Below are 18,423 nucleotides of genomic sequence, written 5' to 3'. Positions count from 1 at the left end.
AATCGTCTTCACCCCCGAAACCATCACCGCCGCCCACACCTGGCGCACCCGAACCACCCCACCCGCCGGCACCACCCCGACGATGCCTGCATCCGCATCAACGCCCACGCCCGCACCCTCCCCTGCTCCCACCTCCATACCGACACGAACCGGCGTCGCCACCCCAGAACCACCACCCCCGGAACCCCCACCTCCCGAAGTCACCGCCGCCTAACCGCGGCACGCCACTCACGCTGAAAACCACCCCGCCACCCACCGCGCCATGGCGCGCCCACGCGAAGAAACCCGCACGCTCCCGCTGCCGTCAACCCATCACAGACCGGGCAGTGCGTGCGGGCGACGGGGTGCGTGTCAGTCCACGCTCACCTAACCACGCCGGCTGTAGGTCGCCGCCTACGCAGGTGTGCCAGCCGATGTTGACCGACCGCGCTGGGACGGGCATTGCTCGTGGCCGGTGTGTATGCGTTCTGTCCGTGCTGGGGTGACCGGGCTGGGTCGGGCATTGCGTGTGGGTGGTGGGTGTGTGCGCGTTTGTCCGTGCTGGGGTGACCGGGCTGGGTCGGGCATTGCGTGTGGGTGGTGGGTGTGTGCGCGTTTGTCCGTGCTGGGGTGACCGGGCTGGGTCGGGCATTGCGTGTGGGTGGTGGGTGTGTGCGCGTTTGTCCGTGCTGGGGTGACCGGGCTGGGTCGGGCATTGCGTGTGGGTGGTGGGTGTGTGCGCGTTTGTCCGTGCTGGGGTGACCGGGCTGGGTCGGGCATTGCGTGTGGGTGGTGGGTGTGTGCGTGTCTGTCTGTGCTGGGGTGACCGGGCTGGGTCGGGCATTGCGTGTGGGTGGTGGGTGTGTGTGCGTCTGTCTGTGCTGGGTGACCGGGCTGGGTCGGGGGTTGCGTGTGGGTGGTGGAGGTGTGCGTGTCTGTCCGTGCTGTTGGACCACCCTGGGACGCGTGTCGCTGGTCGGCGGGGGTGCGTGCGTTCCGCCCGCGCCGTGATGGACCACTCTGGTGTGCGCGGTCGGTGTCCGCGTTCGGTCCGGGCTGTGGGTGACCGGGCTGAGAGGTGACCAGGCTGTGGCGCGCAGTGTGTGGGTGGTGGGTGTGCGCGTTTCCGTCCGTGCGGTGATTGACCATGCTGGGACGCGCCTCACTCGTGGGTCGTGGCATCGCGCTACGTCTGCGTTGGCAACCACCCTGGGACGCGCCCCGAGCGGACGGCGCGAGTACGCGTGTCGGTGCCCGGTGACCGAACTGGCCGGCAGACCCGCTGACAGGCCGGAGCACCACCTCCTACCGGAGAACCTGCTCAGACGTCGCGGCGCACCAGCAGCACGGCGTCATCGAGGGTGCCGTGTTGTCCGTCGGGGCCAGTGGCGTCGCGGGATCGGTTTTCGGCGATCACGATCGTCCAAGAGGTGGGATCGAGTTGCAGGGATTCCGCGACCTCGGTGGCGGTGGGCAGGGCCGGGTGGTCGTGGGCGGGGGTGGTGGACCAGGACGGGAATGCAGCGTGACCGACGACCAGGAGCAATCCGCCGGGCGCGATCGCCTCGGCCGCCCGCCGCAGCACCTCGTCGCGCGGGAAGGCGACGGGGGAATGCAAGAAGCAGGCGCTGACGAGGTCGTAGGAGTCGGCGGCATCCGGTCGCCAGTCGGCCAGATCGCGCTTCAGCCAGGTGATGCGCTCGGCCGGCACGCCCCGCGAGGCCGCATGCTCGGCAGCACGCACGAGGGCGGTCGCCGAGATGTCGATGCCGGTGACCTGCCAGCCGTGTTCGGCGAGCCAGATCGAGTCGCCGCCCTCTCCGCTGCCGAGGTCGAGGGCTCGCCGGGGCGGCAGGCTCTCGGCGATGTCGACGAGGGCCTGGTTGGCTCGGCCGCTCCAGATCTGGGGGCGCTGCTGGTAGAGGTCTTCCCAGAATTCGGCGGCGGGGAGGTCGGACTCGTCGATCATGTTCATACTCTGGAGGTTGCGGCGGGCGGGCGCAAAACGGCGTGCCGAAACGGCACGGCGCGGCCCGACCTGGGCGCGCCCCGCCCTCGCCCGACTCAGACCCGCTGCAAGAACGCCGTCACGTTCTCGAGGAACGCCTCGGGCCGCTCCTCGGGCAGCCAGTGCCCGCATTCCGGCACCACCACGCCCTCGACGTCGTCGGCCACCGCCTCCATCGAACTCACGCAGAGATCGCGGATGCTGTTCGCGCCACCCACCGCCAGCACGGGAATGGTCAGCTTCTGCTGCGCGAGCCGCTTGTTGTCGATGCCGTCTTGGTAGAACGCCCGGTAGTACTCCAGGCGCAGGCCGCCCGGCCCGGCGTAGCTGCGGGCGTAGACGTCGATGTCCTCGTCGTCGATGGCGTCGACGTTCACGATCTGCATGCGATAGAACCAGCGCAGATATTCGCGCTCCTTGCCGTGGATGAGCATCTCGGCCACGTGGTTCGCGGCGTGGAACGACAGGTGCCACAGGCGGAGCTCTTCACGCTGATCCATGAAGTACTCGATGCCCTTGTCGCCCGCCACACCCATCAGCGCCATCTCGCAGAACACCAGACTGCGCACCTCGTCGCGATACGTCGCCGAGTAGGCGTAGGCCACCGCGGCGCCGTGGTCGTGGCCGATGATGTGCACCGGTCCGAGCCCGAGGCGTTCGACGAGCTGATGGATGTCGCCGGCAACCGTGACCTTGTCGTAACCCGTGAGGGGCTTCTGCGGCATGCCGGAGTCGCCGATGCCGCGCAGATCGGGCACGATCACCGTGTAGTTCTCGGCCAGGGAGGCCATGACGCGGCGCCACATGTACCAGGTGGATCCCCAGCCGTGCAGCAGCACGACCGTGGGGCCCGAACCGCCCCTCACGTAGTGCAACCGCACGTCGTCGAGGTCGATCATGTTGTGGGTGAAACCGCTGTCGAGTTGGTAAGGCATCGTCGCCCTCGCATTCAGGTGCTGGTGTTCCGGTCGTGGTTCTCGGGTGGTGCTCGGTTCTCGGGTGGTTCTCGGGTGTGTTCGGCGGATGACATCTCGCCTGAGGTCAATGTAACCGAACGGTACCAAAAGATCCAGATCCGATGTACAGTCACGGTCAACGGCTGAATCGAGCTGTCGATCGAAGGAGATCTGACGTGAGTGCATCCGACGTGAGTGCATCCGAGTGAGCGCATCCACTGTGAGCGCAGTGCTGGTGGCGACCGACGCCACCTTCGCAACGCAGACGGCATCCGGTGCTGTGCTGGTGGACGTCTGGGCCACCCGGTGCGCACCGTGCCGGCTGCTCGCGCCGATCGTCGAGAAGGTCGCGGTCGGACTCGACGGCCGGGCCCGCGTCTACAGTGTCGATGCGGATGAGAATCCGCTGACGGTCGAACAGCTCGGGGTGCGGGGCATCCCGGCCCTCGTGCTGCTTCTCGACGGCACCGTCGTGGACTCCCTGAACGGGGTCACGAGCCGAGCCACCATCGAGGCCATGATCGACCGCCACCTGCCCGCAGCGCAGATCGCTGCAGCCGCACCGACGACCGCCACATCGCCATCGACACCCACCCCACCGACCACTGGAAAGGACCTCCGATGACACGAGTCGAACCCGCCGACATGCCCGGCGTCAACATCTTCAACCGCACGCTCGGCCGCGCACCCGACATCATGGCGGCGAACGCGGCGCTCGACGCCACGATCCGCTTCTCGTCGCGCCTCAGCCTCGACCTCAAAGAAGAGGTGCGGCGCTCGACCGCGAGCGGCATCGGCTGCGAGTTCTGCGCCTCGCTCGGAGAACCGAAGCTCGAGCACCCCGACCGGGCCGAGTCGCTCGCCGTCGCGTTCGCGCAGATGGTGATCGACGACCCGAACGGCATCGACGACAGCGCGTTCGACGTGTTGCGCGAGGAGTTCACCGACGACCAGATCGTCGAGCTGGTGGCGTGGATCTGCTTCATCCTGATCGGCAACCAGACCTTCGGCGCCGTGATGCGCCTGCCCGCCGCGACCGAGGGTGAGCTGCACGACTACACCGCCTGGCGCGCCGACGGGGCCAAGGCTGCCGGGTGATAACGTTCGTGTGATGAGCCGACCCCGAGCCTTCGACGAGACGGATGCCCTGCGCACCGCTCTGCTCGCCTTCTGGGAGTGGGGCTACGAAGGCACGACCATGGCGGTGCTCACCGAGACGACGGGCCTCAACAAGACGAGCCTCTACCGCACGTTCGGCAACAAGGAGAAGCTGTTCGAGCGGGCGGTGCAGATGTATCACCGCGACTTTCTCGCCTTTCGAACCGAGGCGCTCGCCGAGCCGTCGCCCCGGCGCATCACCGAGCGGCTGCTGACCGGCATGGCGAGTCTGCACAATGCGCCGGGCACACCGTCGGGATGCCTCGAGACCACGGCGGCGCTGTCGGCGGGGCCCGAGAACGCGGCGATCCGGGCCATGATGTCGTCGAACCGAGACGCCATCATCCCGTTGCTGACCGCGCGGTTCGGCGAGTTCGACGCGACCGAGCTGCCTCGTGGGATGTCGGCGGCTCAGACGGCGGCGTTCGTGGCGACCGTCATCATGGGCATGTCGGTGCAGGCCCGGGGTGGCCACACGCGCGACGAGATGGCCGACGTGGTGCGTTCGACGCTGCTGCTCTGGGGTGACTGACCTGTCTCGCTCGGCCCTCGTGCCAAGCTGGTGAGATGACTGCGAGCACCCCCGACTCCCGAGACGCCGCTCCCCTCGACCCCTCCCGGTTGCCCGCCGACGATCTCACGCATCTCGAGCGCGCCGTGGCTCTGGCCCAGGCGGCACGCGACCGGGGCGACCACCCGTTCGGCGCGCTTCTGGTGACGGATGCCGGCACCGTCGTCGAGGCGATGAACACCGTCAACACGGGGCACGACCCCATCGGTCACGCCGAGACGAACCTCGTTCGCGACGCGGGCCAGCAACTCGAACTCGACGAACTCGCCGCGAGCACGCTCTACACGAGCACCGAACCGTGCGCGATGTGCACGGGCGCCATCTATTGGGCGGGCATCCCCCGTGTCGTGTTCGCGCTGTCGGAACGGGCCCTTGGTGGACTGGTGTCGGAGCAGTCGGGTGTTCCGACGCTCGCTCTGCCGAGCCGTGAGGTGCTCTCGCACGGCGGCCGGCCGGTCGAGGTCGTCGGACCGGTCGACCTGCCCCAGGCGACCGAGGTGCACCAGGGGTTCTGGGACTAGCCCGCCTCACCGACCGCCGCGACGGCCGCGATCGCTCGCTCGAGCACCTCCCCGGGGGTGCCGTCGATGTCGACGAGCGCGCCCCGCTCGTCGTCGCCGAGCGACTCGAGGGTGGCCAGCTGCGAGGCCAGGAGCGAGACCGGCATGAAGTGCGCCGTGCGCCCGGAGACACGTGCCGCCAGAAGCTCGGGTGTGCCCACGAGCTCGAGGAAGACGGCATCCGGAGCCTGGGTGCGGATGCGATCGCGATAGGCGCGGCGCAACGCCGAGCACGCGATCACCATGCCGGTGCCCGATGCCGCGAGGGTCTGGGCGACGATGTCGAGCCAGGGCCAGCGGTCGTCGTCGGTGAGGGGAGTGCCGGCCGTCATCTTGGCGACGTTCGCCACCGGATGCAGGTCGTCAGCGTCGACGAACGCCCAACCGAGGCGGGCGGCGAGGGCGGAGCCGATCAACGACTTGCCCGAGCCCGACACGCCCATGACGACGATGCGGCTGACGGGGCTGTCGGCCGGGGCATTCGTCACGAGTGGATCTTACGGGTCGCGACCGCGTCGCGCACGGTGCTCCAGCTCGACCCCTCGGCCATGTGCTCCACGCCGATGAGGTGGTCGAACACGATGTTGGTCTGGGTGGAGGCGACCGAGTTGTCCATGCTCAGTTCGGTGGCGACGAAGTCGCGCAATTGGCCGGTCGACGTGCACGCCACGTGGATGAGGAAGTCGTCGGCGCCGCCGAGGAAGAAGACGTTGAGCACGTTGGGCAGGGTGATCACCCGCTGGGCGTAGGTCTTGATCTCGGCGCGCGCCTGCGCCTTGAGGCGCACGGCGACGATGGCCTCGATCGGCAGGCCGAGTGACGCCCAGTCGGGCTGGGCGTGGAACGAGCGCAGCGTGCCGTTCTCGAGCAGGGCGCGCACGCGCACGAGGCAGGTCGACGGCGCGATGCCCACCCGCTCGGCGAGTTCTTTGTTGGGCAGTCGGGCCTCGCGGCAGAGTTCCCAGACGATGCGTTCGTCGATTTCATCGATCGTGGACATGGGGCGTGTTCTCCGAACCAGAGCAGACGATATTGCTCTGATGCCGAATTATATTCGGGCATAGTGACAGGCGAACAAATCGCCTCGATAATTTTGCTTAGCCCCCCGAATCAGCACGATGCCCGAGCGAAGGAGACCACCCGTGATCATCGGTGTTCCGAAAGAGATCAAGAACAACGAGTTCCGAGTCGCGATGACGCCGTCGGGCGTCTTCGAGCTCGTCAAGCACGGGCACTCGGTGCTCGTGCAGCAGGGCGCGGGCCTGGGAGCGGCGATCGGCGACGCCGAATACGAAGCGGCCGGGGCATCCGTGGTCGACCTCGACGCCGTCTGGTCGGCCGACATGATCGTGAAGGTCAAAGAACCGATCGAGCCCGAATACACGCGCATGCGCGAGGGCCAGCTCATATTCACCTACCTGCACCTCGCCGCCGCCGAGCCGCTCGTCGAGGCACTGCTCACGTCGAAGGCCACCTCGATCGCCTATGAGACCGTGCAGCTCGCCGACGGAACGCTGCCGCTGCTCGCCCCGATGAGCGAGGTCGCCGGCCGCCTCTCGGTGATGGTGGGCAGCTACCACCTGATGGGTTCGCAAGGCGGCCGCGGGGTGCTGCTCGGCGGTGTGCCCGGGGTGCGCCCGGCCAAGGTCACCATCATCGGCGCCGGCATGGCGGGCGAGAACGCGCTCGCCCAGGCGCTCGCGGCGGGAGCGGATGTCACGGTGCTCGACCTGAGCATCCCCCGCCTTCGGCACATCGACGAGGTGTTCGGCGGGCGTGCGAAGACCGTCGTCTCGAACGCCTACGAGATCGAACGCAGCGTGCTCGAGGCCGACCTCGTGATCGGGGCCGTGCTGGTGCCGGGCGCGAAGGCGCCGAAGCTGGTGTCGCACGATCTCGTGTCGCGCATGAAGCCCGGTTCGGTGCTCGTCGACATCGCCATCGACCAGGGCGGATGCTTCGAAGACAGCCGCCCCACCACGCACGACGACCCGACCTACGTGGTCGAGGGCTCGATCTTCTACTGCGTGGCCAACATGCCGGGCTCGGTGTCGTCGACGTCGACCTACGCCCTGACGAACGCGACGCTGCCGTATGTCGTGCAGCTCGCCGATCTCGGCTGGCGCGACGCGATCGCCCGCAACGCGGCGCTCGTGCCCGCCGTTTCGACGGTCGACGGGCACCTCACGCACGCCGGAACGGCCGAGGCGTTCCCGCGGTTCGGTTTCACCGAGGTGGCCGCCCTCGTCGAGCCGACGCCCGTCGGCGCGTAGCGCTAGGGCGGGTAGCGCAGCGCCGGGGCGGGTAGCGCAGCGCCAGGGCGGGTAGCGCCTGGGCGCTGCGCCCTGCCGCGGCCTGCGCGGGTGCCGTCGTGACGAAAAGTTACCGCGGCGAAGCGCCCGCGAACACCGTCACGCGATACTGGCAGGGCAACGTGAGCCGTTGCGGGGCCACCGGGCCACAAGATCTCGGTGGTGTGTGAGGGAGTCGGTTCTGCCGCGAGGCGGGAGAAGCGGCATCCTCATGTCCTGTCAATCGGTATGGAGTGAGACGCATGGCAATCACCGTGACGATCGTGGTCGGCAATCCGAAACCCCGCTCGCGCACCCGCATCGTGGCCGAGACGCTCGTGCAGAAGCTGCTCGAGCCGGGGAGCTACGACCTCGAGGTCATCGATCTGGCCGACCACACGGCCGAGATCTTCGCGTGGCCCTCTGACGAGCTGGCCGCGCTCAACGCGCGGGTCGCGGGCAGTGATCTGGCGGTGTTCGCCTCGCCGACCTACAAGGCCACCTACACCGGGTTGCTCAAGGCGTTCCTCGATCGCTATCCGGCCAACGGTCTGGCCGGGGTGACGGCGATCCCGGTGCACACGGGCGGTGACCTCACCCATGCGATGGGGCCGACGGTCACCCTGGCGCCGCTGCTCGCCGAGCTGGGCGCGATCGTTCCCGGCCGCGGGTTCTATTTCGTGGCCGGCCAGATGGATCGCCTCGACGAGCTGGTCGAGGCCGCCGCCGCCGAATACGCCGCCAACCTCGCCCGCCTGGCGACCGTCGCCGGGAGCGTGCGCTCGTGACCGGGACAGAGGCATTCGGGGCGGACTCCGGGGCATTCGAGCCGGCCTTCGATGCGCGGGTCTTCCGCGACACCCTCGGCCACTACGCCTCCGGCATCACCATCATCGGCGGGCTGGACGGCGACGACCCGGTCGGCTTCACCTGCCAGTCGTTCTACTCGGTCTCGACGGAGCCACCGCTGGTGTCGTTCAGCGTGATGACGAATTCCACGACGTACCCGCGCATCCGGTCGACCGGCCGCTTCTCGGTGAACGTGCTCTCGCACCACCAGCACACCGTGTCGAACCAGTTCGCGCGCAAGGGCACCGACAAGTGGGCCGGCATCGACTGGACGTCGAGCCTGCACGGCAACCCCGTGATCGCCGACACCCTGATGTGGCTCGACTGCGAGATCTGGGCCGAGCACGAGGCCGGCGACCACTCGATCGTGATCGGGCGGGTGCTCGGCATGAGCCCCGCCGAGTGGCACAAGCACGAGCCGCTGCTCTACTTCAAGGGGCAGTACCGGCACCTGCGCGAGCCCGACTCGCTCGCGGGCTGACGGCGGCGCCCAGCCCGCCACAGGCCAGCCCGCCACAGCCCAGCTCGCCTCAGGCCAGCCCGCCTCAGGCCAGCTCGGCTCAGGCCAAAAGCGACCGGATGTCGTCGGCCGTCAGCGCCCGGCTGAACAGCTCGTCGTCGTCGAGCACGGCGTCGAACAGCTTCGCCTTCTGGTCTTTCAGCGCCATCACCTTCTCTTCGATGGTGTCGGTCGACACCAGACGGTAGACGTTCACCGGAAGCCGCTGGCCGATGCGATGGGTGCGGTCGATGGCCTGGGTCTCGCTCGCCGGATTCCACCACGGGTCGAGCAGGTAGACGTAGTCGGCCTCGGTGAGGGTGAGGCCGAACCCGCCGGCCTTGAGGCTGATCAGAAAAACGGGCGCTTCGCCGTCGCGGAACCGCCCGATCACCTCGGGGCGCTTGCGGGTCGACCCGTCGAGGTATTCGTAGGCGATGCCCTCGGCGTCGAGCCGTGCGGCGACCTTGGCGAGGTACGACGTGAACTGGCTGAACACCAGCGAGCGGTGCCCCTCGGCCACGACCTCGCCGAGCTGATCGACCAGCACGTCGAGCTTCGACGACGGGATGCCCGCGTGCTCGTCGTCGATGAGCGTGGCGTCGAGACTCAGCAGGCGCAGCAGGGTCAGGGAGCGGAACACGATGAACCGGTTTCGGTCGAGGTCGTCGATGAGGCCGAAGAGCTTCTGCCGCTCGCGCTGCAGCACGGTGTCGTAGAGGTGGCGGTGCGCCGGGGCGAGCTCGACGTGCAGCACCTGTTCCTGCTTCGCCGGCAGTTCGGGGGCGACGGCGTCTTTCGTGCGCCGCAGCAGGAACGGCCGGATGCGCCGCCGCAGCCTGGTGAGCAGGCGCGGGTCGATGCCCCGCTCGATCGGCCGCTGGTAGTGCTCGGCGAAGCGCACCGCTGAGGGAAAGAGCCCGGGAGCCACCAGGTCGAACAGCGACCAGAGCTCCATCAGGTTGTTCTCGAGCGGCGTGCCGGTGATGGCCAGGGTGAAGTCGACGTCGAGATCGCGGGCGGCGGCGTGCAGCTTCGACGTGTGGTTCTTCACGAACTGGGCCTCGTCGAGCACGAGTCCCGCCCAGCGGATGGCTTGATAGGCGTCGAAATCGAGGCGGAAGAGCGCGTAGCTCGTGACGACGACGTCGGCTCCCGCCGCGGCGTCGGCGAGCGGCACGCGACTCTTCGCCTGGGTGGCCGTGACCGTGCGCACGGTGAGGCCGGGGGCGAAACGCGCGGCCTCCTCGGCCCAGTTCTGCACGAGTGAGGTGGGGGCGACGACGAGGAAGGGGGCGGCGGCATCCGGAGCCTGGGGCGCGGCGGCGGCGGGCGTGCGCGCGTGGGCGATCAGGGCGAGGGTCTGCAGGGTCTTGCCGAGGCCCATGTCGTCGGCGAGGATGCCGCCGAGACGGTGGCGCCAGAGAAAGGCCAGCCAGTCGAAGCCTGCCTTCTGATAGGGGCGGAGGTCGGCCTCGATGCCGGGCGGCAGCGGCGTGGGCTCGATCGACTCGACGTCGCGCAGGGCGGCCACGGCCTGGCGCCACTCGTCGGCCTCGATCGACTCGTCGGCCAGGTCTTCGAAGTCGGCGAACAGGCTCACCTGGTGGCGGCTGATGCGGATGCCGGTCTGCCACTCGTCGAGCGACTGGGCCTCGTCGAGCAGCTCGCGCAGGCGGTCGAACGCCGGGTGGTCGAGCCGCAGATAGGTCTTGTCGACCATGAGCAGCCTCGTCTGGCCCTTGGCCAGTGCGGTGAACAGCGGGCCGAACGGAATGCGGTAGCCGTTCATGTTCACGACGAAGCCGAGGTCGAACCAGTCGCGTTTCAGGGTCTCGACGGCCGTGATGGTGATGTCGGGGTGGCCGGTGAGCTCGCGGTAGACCGGGCGGGGCCCGATGATGTCGACGCGCACTCCCTCGAGCGACTCGAGCAGGGGGATCGCCTTGTCGGCGAAGGCCGCGGCGTCGATTCCGCGCAGGATCGACATCGGCTGCAGCAGGTCGATAGTGGGCGGAAACCGGGTGAGCACCGCGTCGAGTTCGATCGCGGTGCGCTGCAGGATGCCGCGCTCGGCGGCCTCGTCGCGGTGGCCGACCCAGTCCCAGTCGAGTTGCAGCACGTCGTCGGCCCGGAATCGCGCCGTGAGCACGAGCAGCGGTGGCTCCACCGCGGGCAGGTCGACCGAGGCATCCGTGCTCGTCACGTCGATGCCCTGCTGCAGGGAGGGGTAGTACTCGTCGAAGAATTGCGCGGTGTCGGCGGCCGGCACGACGATCGGTGGGCGGCCGACGAGCCGCCGTTGTTCGGCGGTGAGCGGATGCGCGACCGGGCCGAGCACGATCGTGAGCTTCTGCGCGGTCGGTTCGTGCGCGGCTGGCTTCTGCCCGGCTGGTTGCTGCGTCGCCGACGACTTTTGCGCTGCCGACTTCTTCGCTGTCGACGGCCGGGGGAGCGTGTAGGCGTAGAGGCCGTGGTCGCCGGTCGCGCCGGCGTCGAGGGCGGGGTGCGGGTGGGGGCTGCCGTCGAACTCGACGAGCGGCTCGAGCCGCAGGTCGCCGTCGCGCAGGTCGCCGGCGCGCCGGTCGCCGTCGTGGCGGGCGTCGGGCCCAGCGTCGCGTCGGGCGTCGAGGGTGACGGATGCCGCGCGGGCGACCCGCACCGACCCGCCCCTCGCCGACGTGACCAGTTCGATGCCGAGCCGTTCGGCCTCGGCGAGCAACTGCCACAGCAGCGGGCTCGCGAAGTCGTCGAGCGAAAGCCAGTCGGTCTCGGGCGCGGTGAGTCCGTCGCGGGTCGCGCGGTGGAGGGCGGCGAACTGGGCGAACCAGCGGTGATGCTCGTGGTCGAGGTTGAGGCGGTTGACCTGGTGGGTGAACGAGCCCCAGGTCACATTGGCCTTGACGAACGACCCGGAGGCCGAGCGGATCACGGGGCGCACGGCGAGGCGTCTCGGCGCGCGATCGGGGTCGAGCGCGCGGTCGGTTTCGTCGCCCGCCGTCGCCGTCGTCGAGGTGGGGCCTCGCCAGCGGTCGTGCGTGCGGGGGGAGAGCTCGCGCACCTCGAACTGCAGGCCCATCGCGGTGGCGGGCTCGGCGCCGGGCGCAGTCGTGTGCGGGTTCGGGGCCGCGAGCTCCCCGACGACCGACTGCCAGCTGCGCCCCGGCGAGGCGGGCCCCGGGGAGGCGGGGGAGGGGTCGGAGCGCATGCTCCCATGCTCTCACCAGCGACCGTCACCGGTGCCGGCGGGCGTGACTCGCAGCGTCGCCGCCGCCGACTTTGACCTTGTTTGCCGGCATGCTAGGCTCTGATGTTCGTGCGGAGAATATGTCCGCATGATGCGCCCTTAGCTCAGCTGGATAGAGCGTCTGACTACGGATCAGAAGGCCAGGGGTTCGAATCCCTTAGGGCGCACCGGCAGATCCCCCGTCATCTCACTCGAGAGGCAGGGGATTTCTCGTTCCCGGGGGTCGGGTCACGCGCGGGGTCGGCGGGCGGCTCAGTCGCCGTCGATGAGGTCGAGGAGGTTCTTGGCCGCCTTGGCGATGTCGTCGTGGTCGTTCTGCGCGGCGCGGCTCTCGGCCGAGATCACGCCGCCGCGGCGCACCTTCGAGAAATCCCCGTAGGGAAAGCTGTAGCGGCCCTTGGTGTCCTCGGATTTCTCCGAGTCGATGCCCAGGTGCCACTTGCCGTATTCGGCGTAGCCGTGCTTCTCGATGAAGGCGTTCTCGTCGGCGGCGGTGGGCGCCGCCTTTCCCCAGTCGGAGTGCTCGTCGTGCACGACGTCACCCGACTCGATCAGCTGCTTCGCGTGGGCGACCGCGGCCTTGTTCAGTTTCTCGGACATGCTTCTCCTGTCGTGGTGGTCGGCACCAGTCGATCGGCGCCGGTTCGGCACCAGTCGGTGTGCCCCGGTCAGTCGGCGTCGGGGTCGATCGGGCTCGCCGGGTCGGCGTCGGCGTCGGGGTCGACGGTGCCGCCCTCGGTGGAGTCGGCCTCGGGCACCGACGCGCCCGGCCTCGTGACGTCGCCGTCGGCATCCGGATGCGGGTTGTCGGCGTGCTCGTCGGCCGATTCCCCGTATTCGAACTCGTCGAGGTTGGGATCGAGGTCGCGTTCTTCGGTCATCTGGCTCTCCACTCCGGGCGGCCGGCCCGTTCGGCGCGGCGTCGCTGGTTCAATCGTGCGCTTGTTTCGCGCGAGCGCAACCCCGGGTCAGCCCGAGACGTCGATGGTGCCGAGCCAGTCGAGCAGGCGCGGCAGGGCGCGGGTGGCCACGAGCCCGTGACCGGTGTTCTCGACCGTCTCGGCGGTCACCACGGTGCCGAGTTGCCGTTGCGAGGCCACGAAGGCCGCCGTGATCTCGGGGCGCACGAGCTCGTCGATGTCTCCCTGCGCGACGAACAGCGGCACGGGCAGGCGTGTGCCGCCGGGGCTGTTCTCGGCGAGCAGGGTCGCCCATGGTTCGGTCGTGCCCGGGTCGGCCGCCAGGAAGTGGCCGATGAGCGGGTCGCCGATGGTGTGCAGCTCGGAGTTCTGCCCGAGCAGGCACAGCTGCGACATCCGGTCGACCTGCGCGGCGGCCTCGGGCGTGAGGATGCTGTCGAGGGTCGCGCCCGGAGTGCTCGGGCCGTAGACCGAGGCGAAGGCGGTGAAGGCGTAGGAGCCGATGGTGACGCCCGACACGTCGCCGATGTCGGCCTTGAGCAGGGCGGCGAGATCGGTGGCCGGTGCGGCGACGGCGACGCCCCGCAGGTCGAGGTCGGGAGCGTATTGCGCCGCGGACTGGCCTGCGAACAGCACGGCCTGCCCGCCCTGCGAGTGGCCCCACAGCACCAGCCGGTCGCTCGCGCCGGTTCCCTCGAGGGCGCGGGCAGCGCGGGCGGCGTCGAGCACGTTGTTGCCCTCGGTGGTGCCGATCAGGTAGGAGTCGGGGCCGTCGACCCCGAGACCGGAGTAATCGGTGGCGGCGACCACGTAGCCGGCGCGCAGCAGGTCGTCGAGGCCCTCGATCAGGTCGAAGGGGTCGATGCCCACCGAGGGCGCGCAGCGTTCGGTCGCGCCGGTGGTGGGATGCCCCCACGACACGATCGGCCGCCCGCCGGCCGGAGCCGGCGAGTCGGGCGCGACGACGACTCCCGACACGACGATGTCGTCGCCCAGCACGTCGGTCGAGTGGTAGAGGATGCGCCAGGCCAGCGCGCCCTCGGGGGCGCTCGCTATCTTCTCCGAGCGCAGGATGGTGCCGGGCTCACCGCTCGGCACGGGGCTCGGCAGGGCGTAGAACGGCGCCTCGGTGGCCTCCTCGACGGCGCCTTCGGCCAGGCGCGTCTCGGCGTTCCAGTAGCCCGAGGCGATGATCAGGCCGATCACCACGGCGGCGACGAGCGCGACGACGGTCACCGTTCGCGCGACGATGCGGCGGGCGCGGTGCGGCGGCCGGGGCCCGACCGGCTGGGGCACCTGCGGGCGGGGCGCCTCCGGCTGCGACGAGGCCGGGCGCCCGGCGTCATCCGGCGCGTCCGGCGCCCCGTCAGACGGCGTCGACATAGCGCCACCGCCCGTCGGCGCGCGCGAAGCGGCTGCGTTCGTGCTGGTGCGAGGCGGTCGCCTTGGCGCCGGCCGTGGGCGGCGGCATCCGGTAGTGCGCGGCGAACTCCACCTCGCCCTCGTCGTCGAGCAGTCCGCCGCCGCGGCGGTCGAGCACGTCGAGCCGGAACCATCGCACCGCCGGATCGAGTTCGAGCGACGCCGGCCGGGTCGACGGATGCCACGTGCGGAGCAGGTAGTCGGCGTCGCCCACCACGAACGCCGAGTAGCGCGACCGCATGAGCCGCTCGGCGGTCGGTGCGTCTGCCTGGCCCCGGTGGTAGGGGGCACAGCACTCGCCGTAGACCGCACCGCTCAGGCACGGGCAGCGCTCGCTGTCGGCGACCGGCCGCCAGGTGGTGGGCCCGGGCGCATCCGGCGCAGCTCGGTGCGGGGTCGTGGACACAGGGCAATTATGCCGCCCTAGGCTTCTCTCGTGGCTTACGTCGACTCGGGTGGGGTGCGCATCGCGTTCGAGACGTTCGGCGACGCATCCGCTGTGCCCGTGCTGCTCGTGCACGGATTCGCGTCGAACCGCGACGGCAACTGGCTGCGGGCCGGCTGGGCGCGCCCGCTGACCGACGCCGGTTATCACGGCGTCGCCGTCGACCTGCGCGGCCACGGCGAGAGCGACCGCCCGCGCTCCATCGCCGCCTATGGGCCGGGCCGGCTTCAGGCCGACCTGCTCGCGGTGCTCGACGCGCTCGCGGTGCCGAGCGCGCACGTGCTGGGCTACTCGCTCGGCGCGCGACTCGCCTGGGAGCTGGCGGTCGCGCACCCCGCTCGCGTTCGCTCGCTCGTGGTCGGCGGGCTGCCGGTGGCGGGCTCGTTCGCGGGCTACGACGTCGCGCAGGCCCGCGCCGCCGTCGAGCGGGCGATCGAGACCGAGGATGCCGCGACCGCACGTTACCTGGCGATGATGACCGCGATGCCCGGCAACGATCCGCGGGCGCTGCTGCGGCTGGCCGAGGCCGCCCGCCGACGCGCGTTCCGCCCGCTCGCGCCGATGCCCGGGCAGCCGACGCTCATCGTGGCCGGCACCGACGACGACCTCGCGGCCGACTCCGAGGCGCTCGCCGCCGCCGTGCCCCACGCCGAGTTCGTGCCCCTGCCCGGGCGAAACCACCTCGACGCCATCACGTCGCGCGTGTTCAAGACCGCCGTGGTGGAGTTCCTCGACCGGCAGCCGCGCTGACGCTCGGTCGGGGCCGCCTGCGCTCAGGCGGCGACCCGTCTGTCTGTCAGACGATCGACAGCCCGTGCGCGCGCAGCCGTCGCCGCTCGCCGGCCAGAAACCCGACCAGTCGCTCGTTCGTCGAACGGATGTGGTCGCCCAACAGCTGCGCCGCCTGCTCGGCATCGCCGGCGCGCAGAGCGTCGACCACGGCCCGGTGCTCGGCCCAGGCGTGCTCGCGCGACTCGGGGGTGCGCACCTCGAGCCAGCGGGTGCGGGCGAGCCGCACCATCGCGCCCCTCACCGCGTCGGTCATCGGGCGGTTGCCCGAGAGGGCCGCGAGTTCGACGTGGAAGTCCTCACCCGCTCGCACCCCCTGCTCCTCGTCGCCGGCGGGCCTCGCGGTGTCGAGCAGCTCGATCAGGGCGTCGATGTCGGCGGCCGTCGCCCGCGTGCCCGCCAGTCGCACCGCCGCCGTCTCGACCGCTTCGCGCAACTCGGCGAGCGCCTGGATCTCGTCGATGTCGATCGGCGCCACGATCCACCCGCGGCCGTCGCGCTGCGCGAGGCCCTCGCTCTCGAGCCGCATGAGCGCGGCACGCACCGGGGTTCTGGATGCCGCGTAAGCGGTCTCGAGGCCGCGCTCCGTCAGGCGCTCACCGGGCAGCAGCTCGAGATTCAGCACGGCACCGCGCAGGCGCTCGAACAGCTGCACGGTCTGCGACCCGGACCCCGACCCGGACCCTGACCCGGACCCGGACCCGGACCCTGACCCGGACTGCGGCTCGGTGGGCGGCATCGGTGTTCCTCCTCGGTTCAACGGCGATCGAGCTAGTGTGCCAGAAGCTTGGTATACCAAAACGGTGTACCGTGACTCTAGCGCCAATCGGCGCGTGACGAGGAGGGTGATCGTGACAGGAGCTTCCGGCATCCGTCCCCGCCCCCGCAGGCCACCCCGAGCCCCCCGGGCTCCGTTCCCGCGAGCGGGCCGCGCGTGGACCGTGCTCGCCCTCGGCCTCGGCGCCCAGATCTCCGGCACGGTGTTCGTGAGCGCGCCGGCCTTCCTCATTCCCCTGCTGCACTCCGAACGGGGTCTCACCCTCGCCGAGGCGGGCCTGCTCGCCTCCACCCCCACGATCGGCATGGTGCTCACCCTCATCGCCTGGGGCGCGCTCGCCGACCGCATCGGCGAGAAATGGGTCATCGCCGGCGGCCTCGCGCTCACCGCGCTCGCGGCCGTCGGGGCGATCCAGGCGCAGGGCTACGTCGCGCTGGGCCTGTTCTTCTTTCTCGGCGGTGCGGCCTCGGCCAGCGCGAACGCGGCCAGTGGGCGGGTGGTGGTGGGCTGGTTCCCGAAAGACCGCCGCGGCCTGGCCATGGGCGTGCGCCAGATGGCGCAGCCCCTGGGCGTGACGATCGCGGCCCTGCTCGTGCCGGGCATCGCGGCGAGCGCCGGGGTCGGCGCCGCCATCGCCGTGCCGTTCGTGCTCACGGCCGTGTTCGCCGTGGCCTGCGCGATCGGCGTCGTGAACCCGCCCCGCGCATCCGTCGCCTCGCCCGCATCCGAAGGCCCTCCCGCGGCCGGCTCGCCCGCGGCCGGCTCGCCCGCGGCCGGCCAGAGCGCCCGCGCCGCCAACCCCTACCGCGCGAACGGCTTCCTCTGGCGCATCCACGCGGTGTCGGTGCTGCTGGTCGTGCCGCAGTTCACGTTGTCGACCTTCGGGCTGGTGTGGCTCATCACCGAGGTCGGGCTCGACGCGCTGAGCGCCGGCATCCTGGTGGGCGTTTCGCAGTTCGTCGGAGCGATCGGCCGCATCGCCGTCGGCGTGCTCAGCGACCGGGTCGGCAGTCGCGTGCGGCCCCTGGCGTGGGTGGCGGTCGCGGCATCGGTCGCGATGCTCGTGCTCGCCGCACTCGACGCCGCCCACTGGGGAGCGGCGGCCGTGGTGTTCGTCATCGCGACCACGATCTCGGTCGCCGACAACGGCCTCGCCTTCACGTCGGTCGCCGAGGTGGCAGGCTCTGCCTGGGCGGGTCGCGCGCTCGGCGCCCAGAACACCGCGCAGTTCCTCGCCGCCTCGGTGGTCGGTCCGGGCGTGGGCGCGCTGATCGGACTCGTGGGCTTTCCGCTCGCGTTCGGGCTGGTGGCGCTCTTCCCGGCGGCGGCAGTGCCGCTCATCCCCCGGGTGTCCGCCGAGCAAGACCGCCTCTGACCCTTCGGCGACCGGATGCCGCGGCGGCGGTCACGACGTGCGCAGCTCCCCGCGCAGGATCGAGTCGCCCGAGTGCCCGGGGTCGCCGTCGTCGCTCTCGGCCGACACGTCGACGAGCGGATAGGCGGCGAGATCGATGCCGGCCGGAATGATGAACCGGCCCGAGGTGCCGTCCATGAATCCGATGCTGACGAGGCCCGAGGCATCTGCGGCGATCAGCCACACCTCGCGCAACGGTGCGTCGTCGGCCGCCGCGGCGTCGACGTCGACCACGACCTCGCGGCTTCCGTCGGGCAGCTGCTCGACCACGGCGGCCCCGCGGGCGCCCGGCCAGTCGGGGAACGGGTCGAGTTCGGCCCGCGCGATGACCCGGCCCGCGGCCTGATCACCGGCGCTGCCCTGCCACCAGAGACCCACGCCGATGCCGCCGACCAGGCCCACGACCGCGGCCGCCGCGACGAGGGGAACCCAGAAGCGGGCGCGCCGTGCGGCCGGGGCCGCCGCGCGGCGCGGACCGCGACCGGCGCCGCGGGAGCGACTCGGGGGAGCGGTCTGCGCGGGGGACGGCGCACGCGC

The 18,423-nt window shown here is 70.6% G+C and carries 20 protein-coding genes and 1 tRNA gene; 10 read left to right on the top strand and 11 right to left on the bottom strand.

Going from position 1 to position 18,423, the window contains the following annotated elements; all coding sequences use genetic code 11:
- Window positions 1-1,300 precede the first annotated feature (1,300 nt).
- Both N1032_RS21720 and N1032_RS21715 read right to left on the bottom strand, forming a co-directional pair.
- On the bottom strand, window positions 1,301-1,948 hold the full coding sequence (locus tag N1032_RS21720) for a class I SAM-dependent methyltransferase (protein WP_259542242.1): 648 nt from the start codon (window positions 1,946-1,948) through the stop codon (window positions 1,301-1,303).
- 95 nt (window positions 1,949-2,043) lie between these two features.
- Entirely contained in the window at window positions 2,044-2,922 is an 879-nt protein-coding gene (locus N1032_RS21715) for an alpha/beta fold hydrolase (protein ID WP_259542241.1), read from the bottom strand.
- Window positions 2,923-3,148: 226 nt separating this feature from the next.
- On the opposite strand from N1032_RS21715, the gene N1032_RS21710 reads away from it, so the two are divergent.
- From N1032_RS21710 to N1032_RS21695, 4 genes are read left to right on the top strand one after another with little or no spacing between them, the layout of a single operon-like run.
- On the top strand, window positions 3,149-3,568 hold the full coding sequence (locus N1032_RS21710) for a thioredoxin family protein (protein ID WP_259542240.1): 420 nt from the start codon (window positions 3,149-3,151) through the stop codon (window positions 3,566-3,568).
- Window positions 3,565-4,041, top strand: a complete 477-nt coding sequence (locus N1032_RS21705; RefSeq protein WP_259542238.1) for a carboxymuconolactone decarboxylase family protein — start codon at window positions 3,565-3,567, stop codon at window positions 4,039-4,041. The genes N1032_RS21710 and N1032_RS21705 overlap by 4 nt, the downstream gene beginning before the upstream one ends.
- A gap of 13 nt (window positions 4,042-4,054) precedes the next feature.
- Window positions 4,055-4,633, top strand: coding sequence for a TetR/AcrR family transcriptional regulator (locus N1032_RS21700; protein ID WP_259542237.1), 579 nt, complete (start codon window positions 4,055-4,057; stop codon window positions 4,631-4,633).
- 35 nt (window positions 4,634-4,668) lie between these two features.
- Window positions 4,669-5,193, top strand: a complete 525-nt coding sequence (locus N1032_RS21695) for a nucleoside deaminase (protein WP_259542236.1) — start codon at window positions 4,669-4,671, stop codon at window positions 5,191-5,193.
- Here the strand turns inward: N1032_RS21695 and N1032_RS21690 are convergent.
- Window positions 5,190-5,720: a gluconokinase gene (locus N1032_RS21690; protein WP_259542235.1), complete on the bottom strand. Its 531-nt coding sequence runs from the start codon at window positions 5,718-5,720 to the stop codon at window positions 5,190-5,192. The two genes, N1032_RS21695 and N1032_RS21690, sit on opposite strands and share 4 nt — an antisense overlap.
- Window positions 5,717-6,232 carry an Lrp/AsnC family transcriptional regulator gene (locus tag N1032_RS21685; protein ID WP_259542234.1) on the bottom strand — a complete coding sequence of 172 codons (516 nt, stop codon included), beginning with the start codon at window positions 6,230-6,232 and terminating at the stop codon, window positions 5,717-5,719. Before N1032_RS21685 ends, N1032_RS21690 begins: the two co-directional genes overlap by 4 nt.
- A gap of 142 nt (window positions 6,233-6,374) precedes the next feature.
- On the opposite strand from N1032_RS21685, the gene ald reads away from it, so the two are divergent.
- The 3 genes from ald to N1032_RS21670 all read left to right on the top strand — a co-directional run bounded on the left by ald (window position 6,375) and on the right by N1032_RS21670 (window position 8,853).
- On the top strand, window positions 6,375-7,505 hold the full coding sequence (ald, locus tag N1032_RS21680; protein WP_259542233.1) for an alanine dehydrogenase: 1,131 nt from the start codon (window positions 6,375-6,377) through the stop codon (window positions 7,503-7,505).
- A 281-nt stretch (window positions 7,506-7,786) separates the two neighbouring features.
- Window positions 7,787-8,311 carry an NADPH-dependent FMN reductase gene (locus N1032_RS21675; protein WP_259542232.1) on the top strand — a complete coding sequence of 175 codons (525 nt, stop codon included), beginning with the start codon at window positions 7,787-7,789 and terminating at the stop codon, window positions 8,309-8,311.
- Window positions 8,308-8,853: a flavin reductase family protein gene (locus N1032_RS21670; RefSeq protein ID WP_259542231.1), complete on the top strand. Its 546-nt coding sequence runs from the start codon at window positions 8,308-8,310 to the stop codon at window positions 8,851-8,853. Before N1032_RS21675 ends, N1032_RS21670 begins: the two co-directional genes overlap by 4 nt.
- A gap of 79 nt (window positions 8,854-8,932) precedes the next feature.
- On the opposite strand, the gene N1032_RS21665 is transcribed toward N1032_RS21670, so the two are convergent.
- Window positions 8,933-12,079 (bottom strand): DEAD/DEAH box helicase, encoded by a 3,147-nt coding sequence (locus N1032_RS21665; RefSeq protein WP_259542230.1) that lies wholly within the window; start codon window positions 12,077-12,079, stop codon window positions 8,933-8,935.
- 132 nt (window positions 12,080-12,211) lie between these two features.
- Between N1032_RS21665 and N1032_RS21660 the strand changes: the two genes are divergently transcribed.
- Window positions 12,212-12,285: transfer RNA gene (locus N1032_RS21660), tRNA-Arg, on the top strand.
- Window positions 12,286-12,370: 85 nt separating this feature from the next.
- Here N1032_RS21660 and N1032_RS21655 read toward each other — a convergent pair.
- From N1032_RS21655 to N1032_RS21640, 4 genes are all read right to left on the bottom strand, one after another.
- Window positions 12,371-12,718: a hypothetical protein gene (locus tag N1032_RS21655; RefSeq protein ID WP_259542229.1), complete on the bottom strand. Its 348-nt coding sequence runs from the start codon at window positions 12,716-12,718 to the stop codon at window positions 12,371-12,373.
- 68 nt (window positions 12,719-12,786) lie between these two features.
- A complete protein-coding gene (locus N1032_RS21650) occupies window positions 12,787-12,999 on the bottom strand; it encodes a hypothetical protein (RefSeq protein WP_259542228.1) in 213 nt (70 codons plus the stop codon).
- 87 nt (window positions 13,000-13,086) lie between these two features.
- Entirely contained in the window at window positions 13,087-14,421 is a 1,335-nt protein-coding gene (locus N1032_RS21645; RefSeq protein WP_259542227.1) for a lipase family protein, read from the bottom strand.
- A complete protein-coding gene (locus N1032_RS21640; RefSeq protein WP_259542251.1) occupies window positions 14,405-14,779 on the bottom strand; it encodes a YchJ family protein in 375 nt (124 codons plus the stop codon). Before N1032_RS21640 ends, N1032_RS21645 begins: the two co-directional genes overlap by 17 nt.
- Before the next feature lie 117 nt (window positions 14,780-14,896).
- Here N1032_RS21640 and N1032_RS21635 point away from each other — a divergent pair, with 117 nt between their 5' ends.
- Window positions 14,897-15,655, top strand: coding sequence for an alpha/beta fold hydrolase (locus N1032_RS21635; RefSeq protein WP_259542226.1), 759 nt, complete (start codon window positions 14,897-14,899; stop codon window positions 15,653-15,655).
- A 46-nt stretch (window positions 15,656-15,701) separates the two neighbouring features.
- On the opposite strand, the gene N1032_RS21630 is transcribed toward N1032_RS21635, so the two are convergent.
- Window positions 15,702-16,433: a GntR family transcriptional regulator gene (locus tag N1032_RS21630; protein ID WP_259542225.1), complete on the bottom strand. Its 732-nt coding sequence runs from the start codon at window positions 16,431-16,433 to the stop codon at window positions 15,702-15,704.
- 130 nt (window positions 16,434-16,563) lie between these two features.
- On the opposite strand from N1032_RS21630, the gene N1032_RS21625 reads away from it, so the two are divergent.
- Complete coding sequence (locus N1032_RS21625) at window positions 16,564-17,847, top strand: MFS transporter (protein WP_259542243.1); 1,284 nt, start codon at window positions 16,564-16,566, stop codon at window positions 17,845-17,847.
- Between the two features lie 30 nt (window positions 17,848-17,877).
- Here N1032_RS21625 and N1032_RS21620 read toward each other — a convergent pair.
- On the bottom strand, window positions 17,878-18,423 hold a 546-nt coding region (locus tag N1032_RS21620; RefSeq protein WP_259542224.1), incomplete at its 5' end, for an anti-sigma factor domain-containing protein.

It is taken from the genome of Herbiconiux daphne, from assembly GCF_024979295.1.
Lineage (GTDB): Bacteria > Actinomycetota > Actinomycetes > Actinomycetales > Microbacteriaceae > Herbiconiux > Herbiconiux daphnes.
This window is presented reverse-complemented; position numbering and strand designations above follow the sequence as displayed.

What these genes read in the sequence shown, in the direction of transcription:
- N1032_RS21720 (WP_259542242.1), bottom strand. Translation starts at nt 1,948, where the DNA reads ATGATCGACGAGTCCGACCTCCCCGCCGCCGAATTCTGGGAAGACCTC.
- N1032_RS21715 (WP_259542241.1), bottom strand. Translation starts at nt 2,922, where the DNA reads ATGCCTTACCAACTCGACAGCGGTTTCACCCACAACATGATCGACCTC.
- N1032_RS21705 (WP_259542238.1), top strand. Translation starts at nt 3,565, where the DNA reads ATGACACGAGTCGAACCCGCCGACATGCCCGGCGTCAACATCTTCAAC.
- N1032_RS21700 (WP_259542237.1), top strand. Translation starts at nt 4,055, where the DNA reads ATGAGCCGACCCCGAGCCTTCGACGAGACGGATGCCCTGCGCACCGCT.
- N1032_RS21695 (WP_259542236.1), top strand. Translation starts at nt 4,669, where the DNA reads ATGACTGCGAGCACCCCCGACTCCCGAGACGCCGCTCCCCTCGACCCC.
- N1032_RS21685 (WP_259542234.1), bottom strand. Translation starts at nt 6,232, where the DNA reads ATGTCCACGATCGATGAAATCGACGAACGCATCGTCTGGGAACTCTGC.
- N1032_RS21675 (WP_259542232.1), top strand. Translation starts at nt 7,787, where the DNA reads ATGGCAATCACCGTGACGATCGTGGTCGGCAATCCGAAACCCCGCTCG.
- N1032_RS21665 (WP_259542230.1), bottom strand. Translation starts at nt 12,079, where the DNA reads ATGCGCTCCGACCCCTCCCCCGCCTCCCCGGGGCCCGCCTCGCCGGGG.
- N1032_RS21655 (WP_259542229.1), bottom strand. Translation starts at nt 12,718, where the DNA reads ATGTCCGAGAAACTGAACAAGGCCGCGGTCGCCCACGCGAAGCAGCTG.
- N1032_RS21650 (WP_259542228.1), bottom strand. Translation starts at nt 12,999, where the DNA reads ATGACCGAAGAACGCGACCTCGATCCCAACCTCGACGAGTTCGAATAC.
- N1032_RS21645 (WP_259542227.1), bottom strand. Translation starts at nt 14,421, where the DNA reads ATGTCGACGCCGTCTGACGGGGCGCCGGACGCGCCGGATGACGCCGGG.
- N1032_RS21630 (WP_259542225.1), bottom strand. Translation starts at nt 16,433, where the DNA reads ATGCCGCCCACCGAGCCGCAGTCCGGGTCAGGGTCCGGGTCCGGGTCC.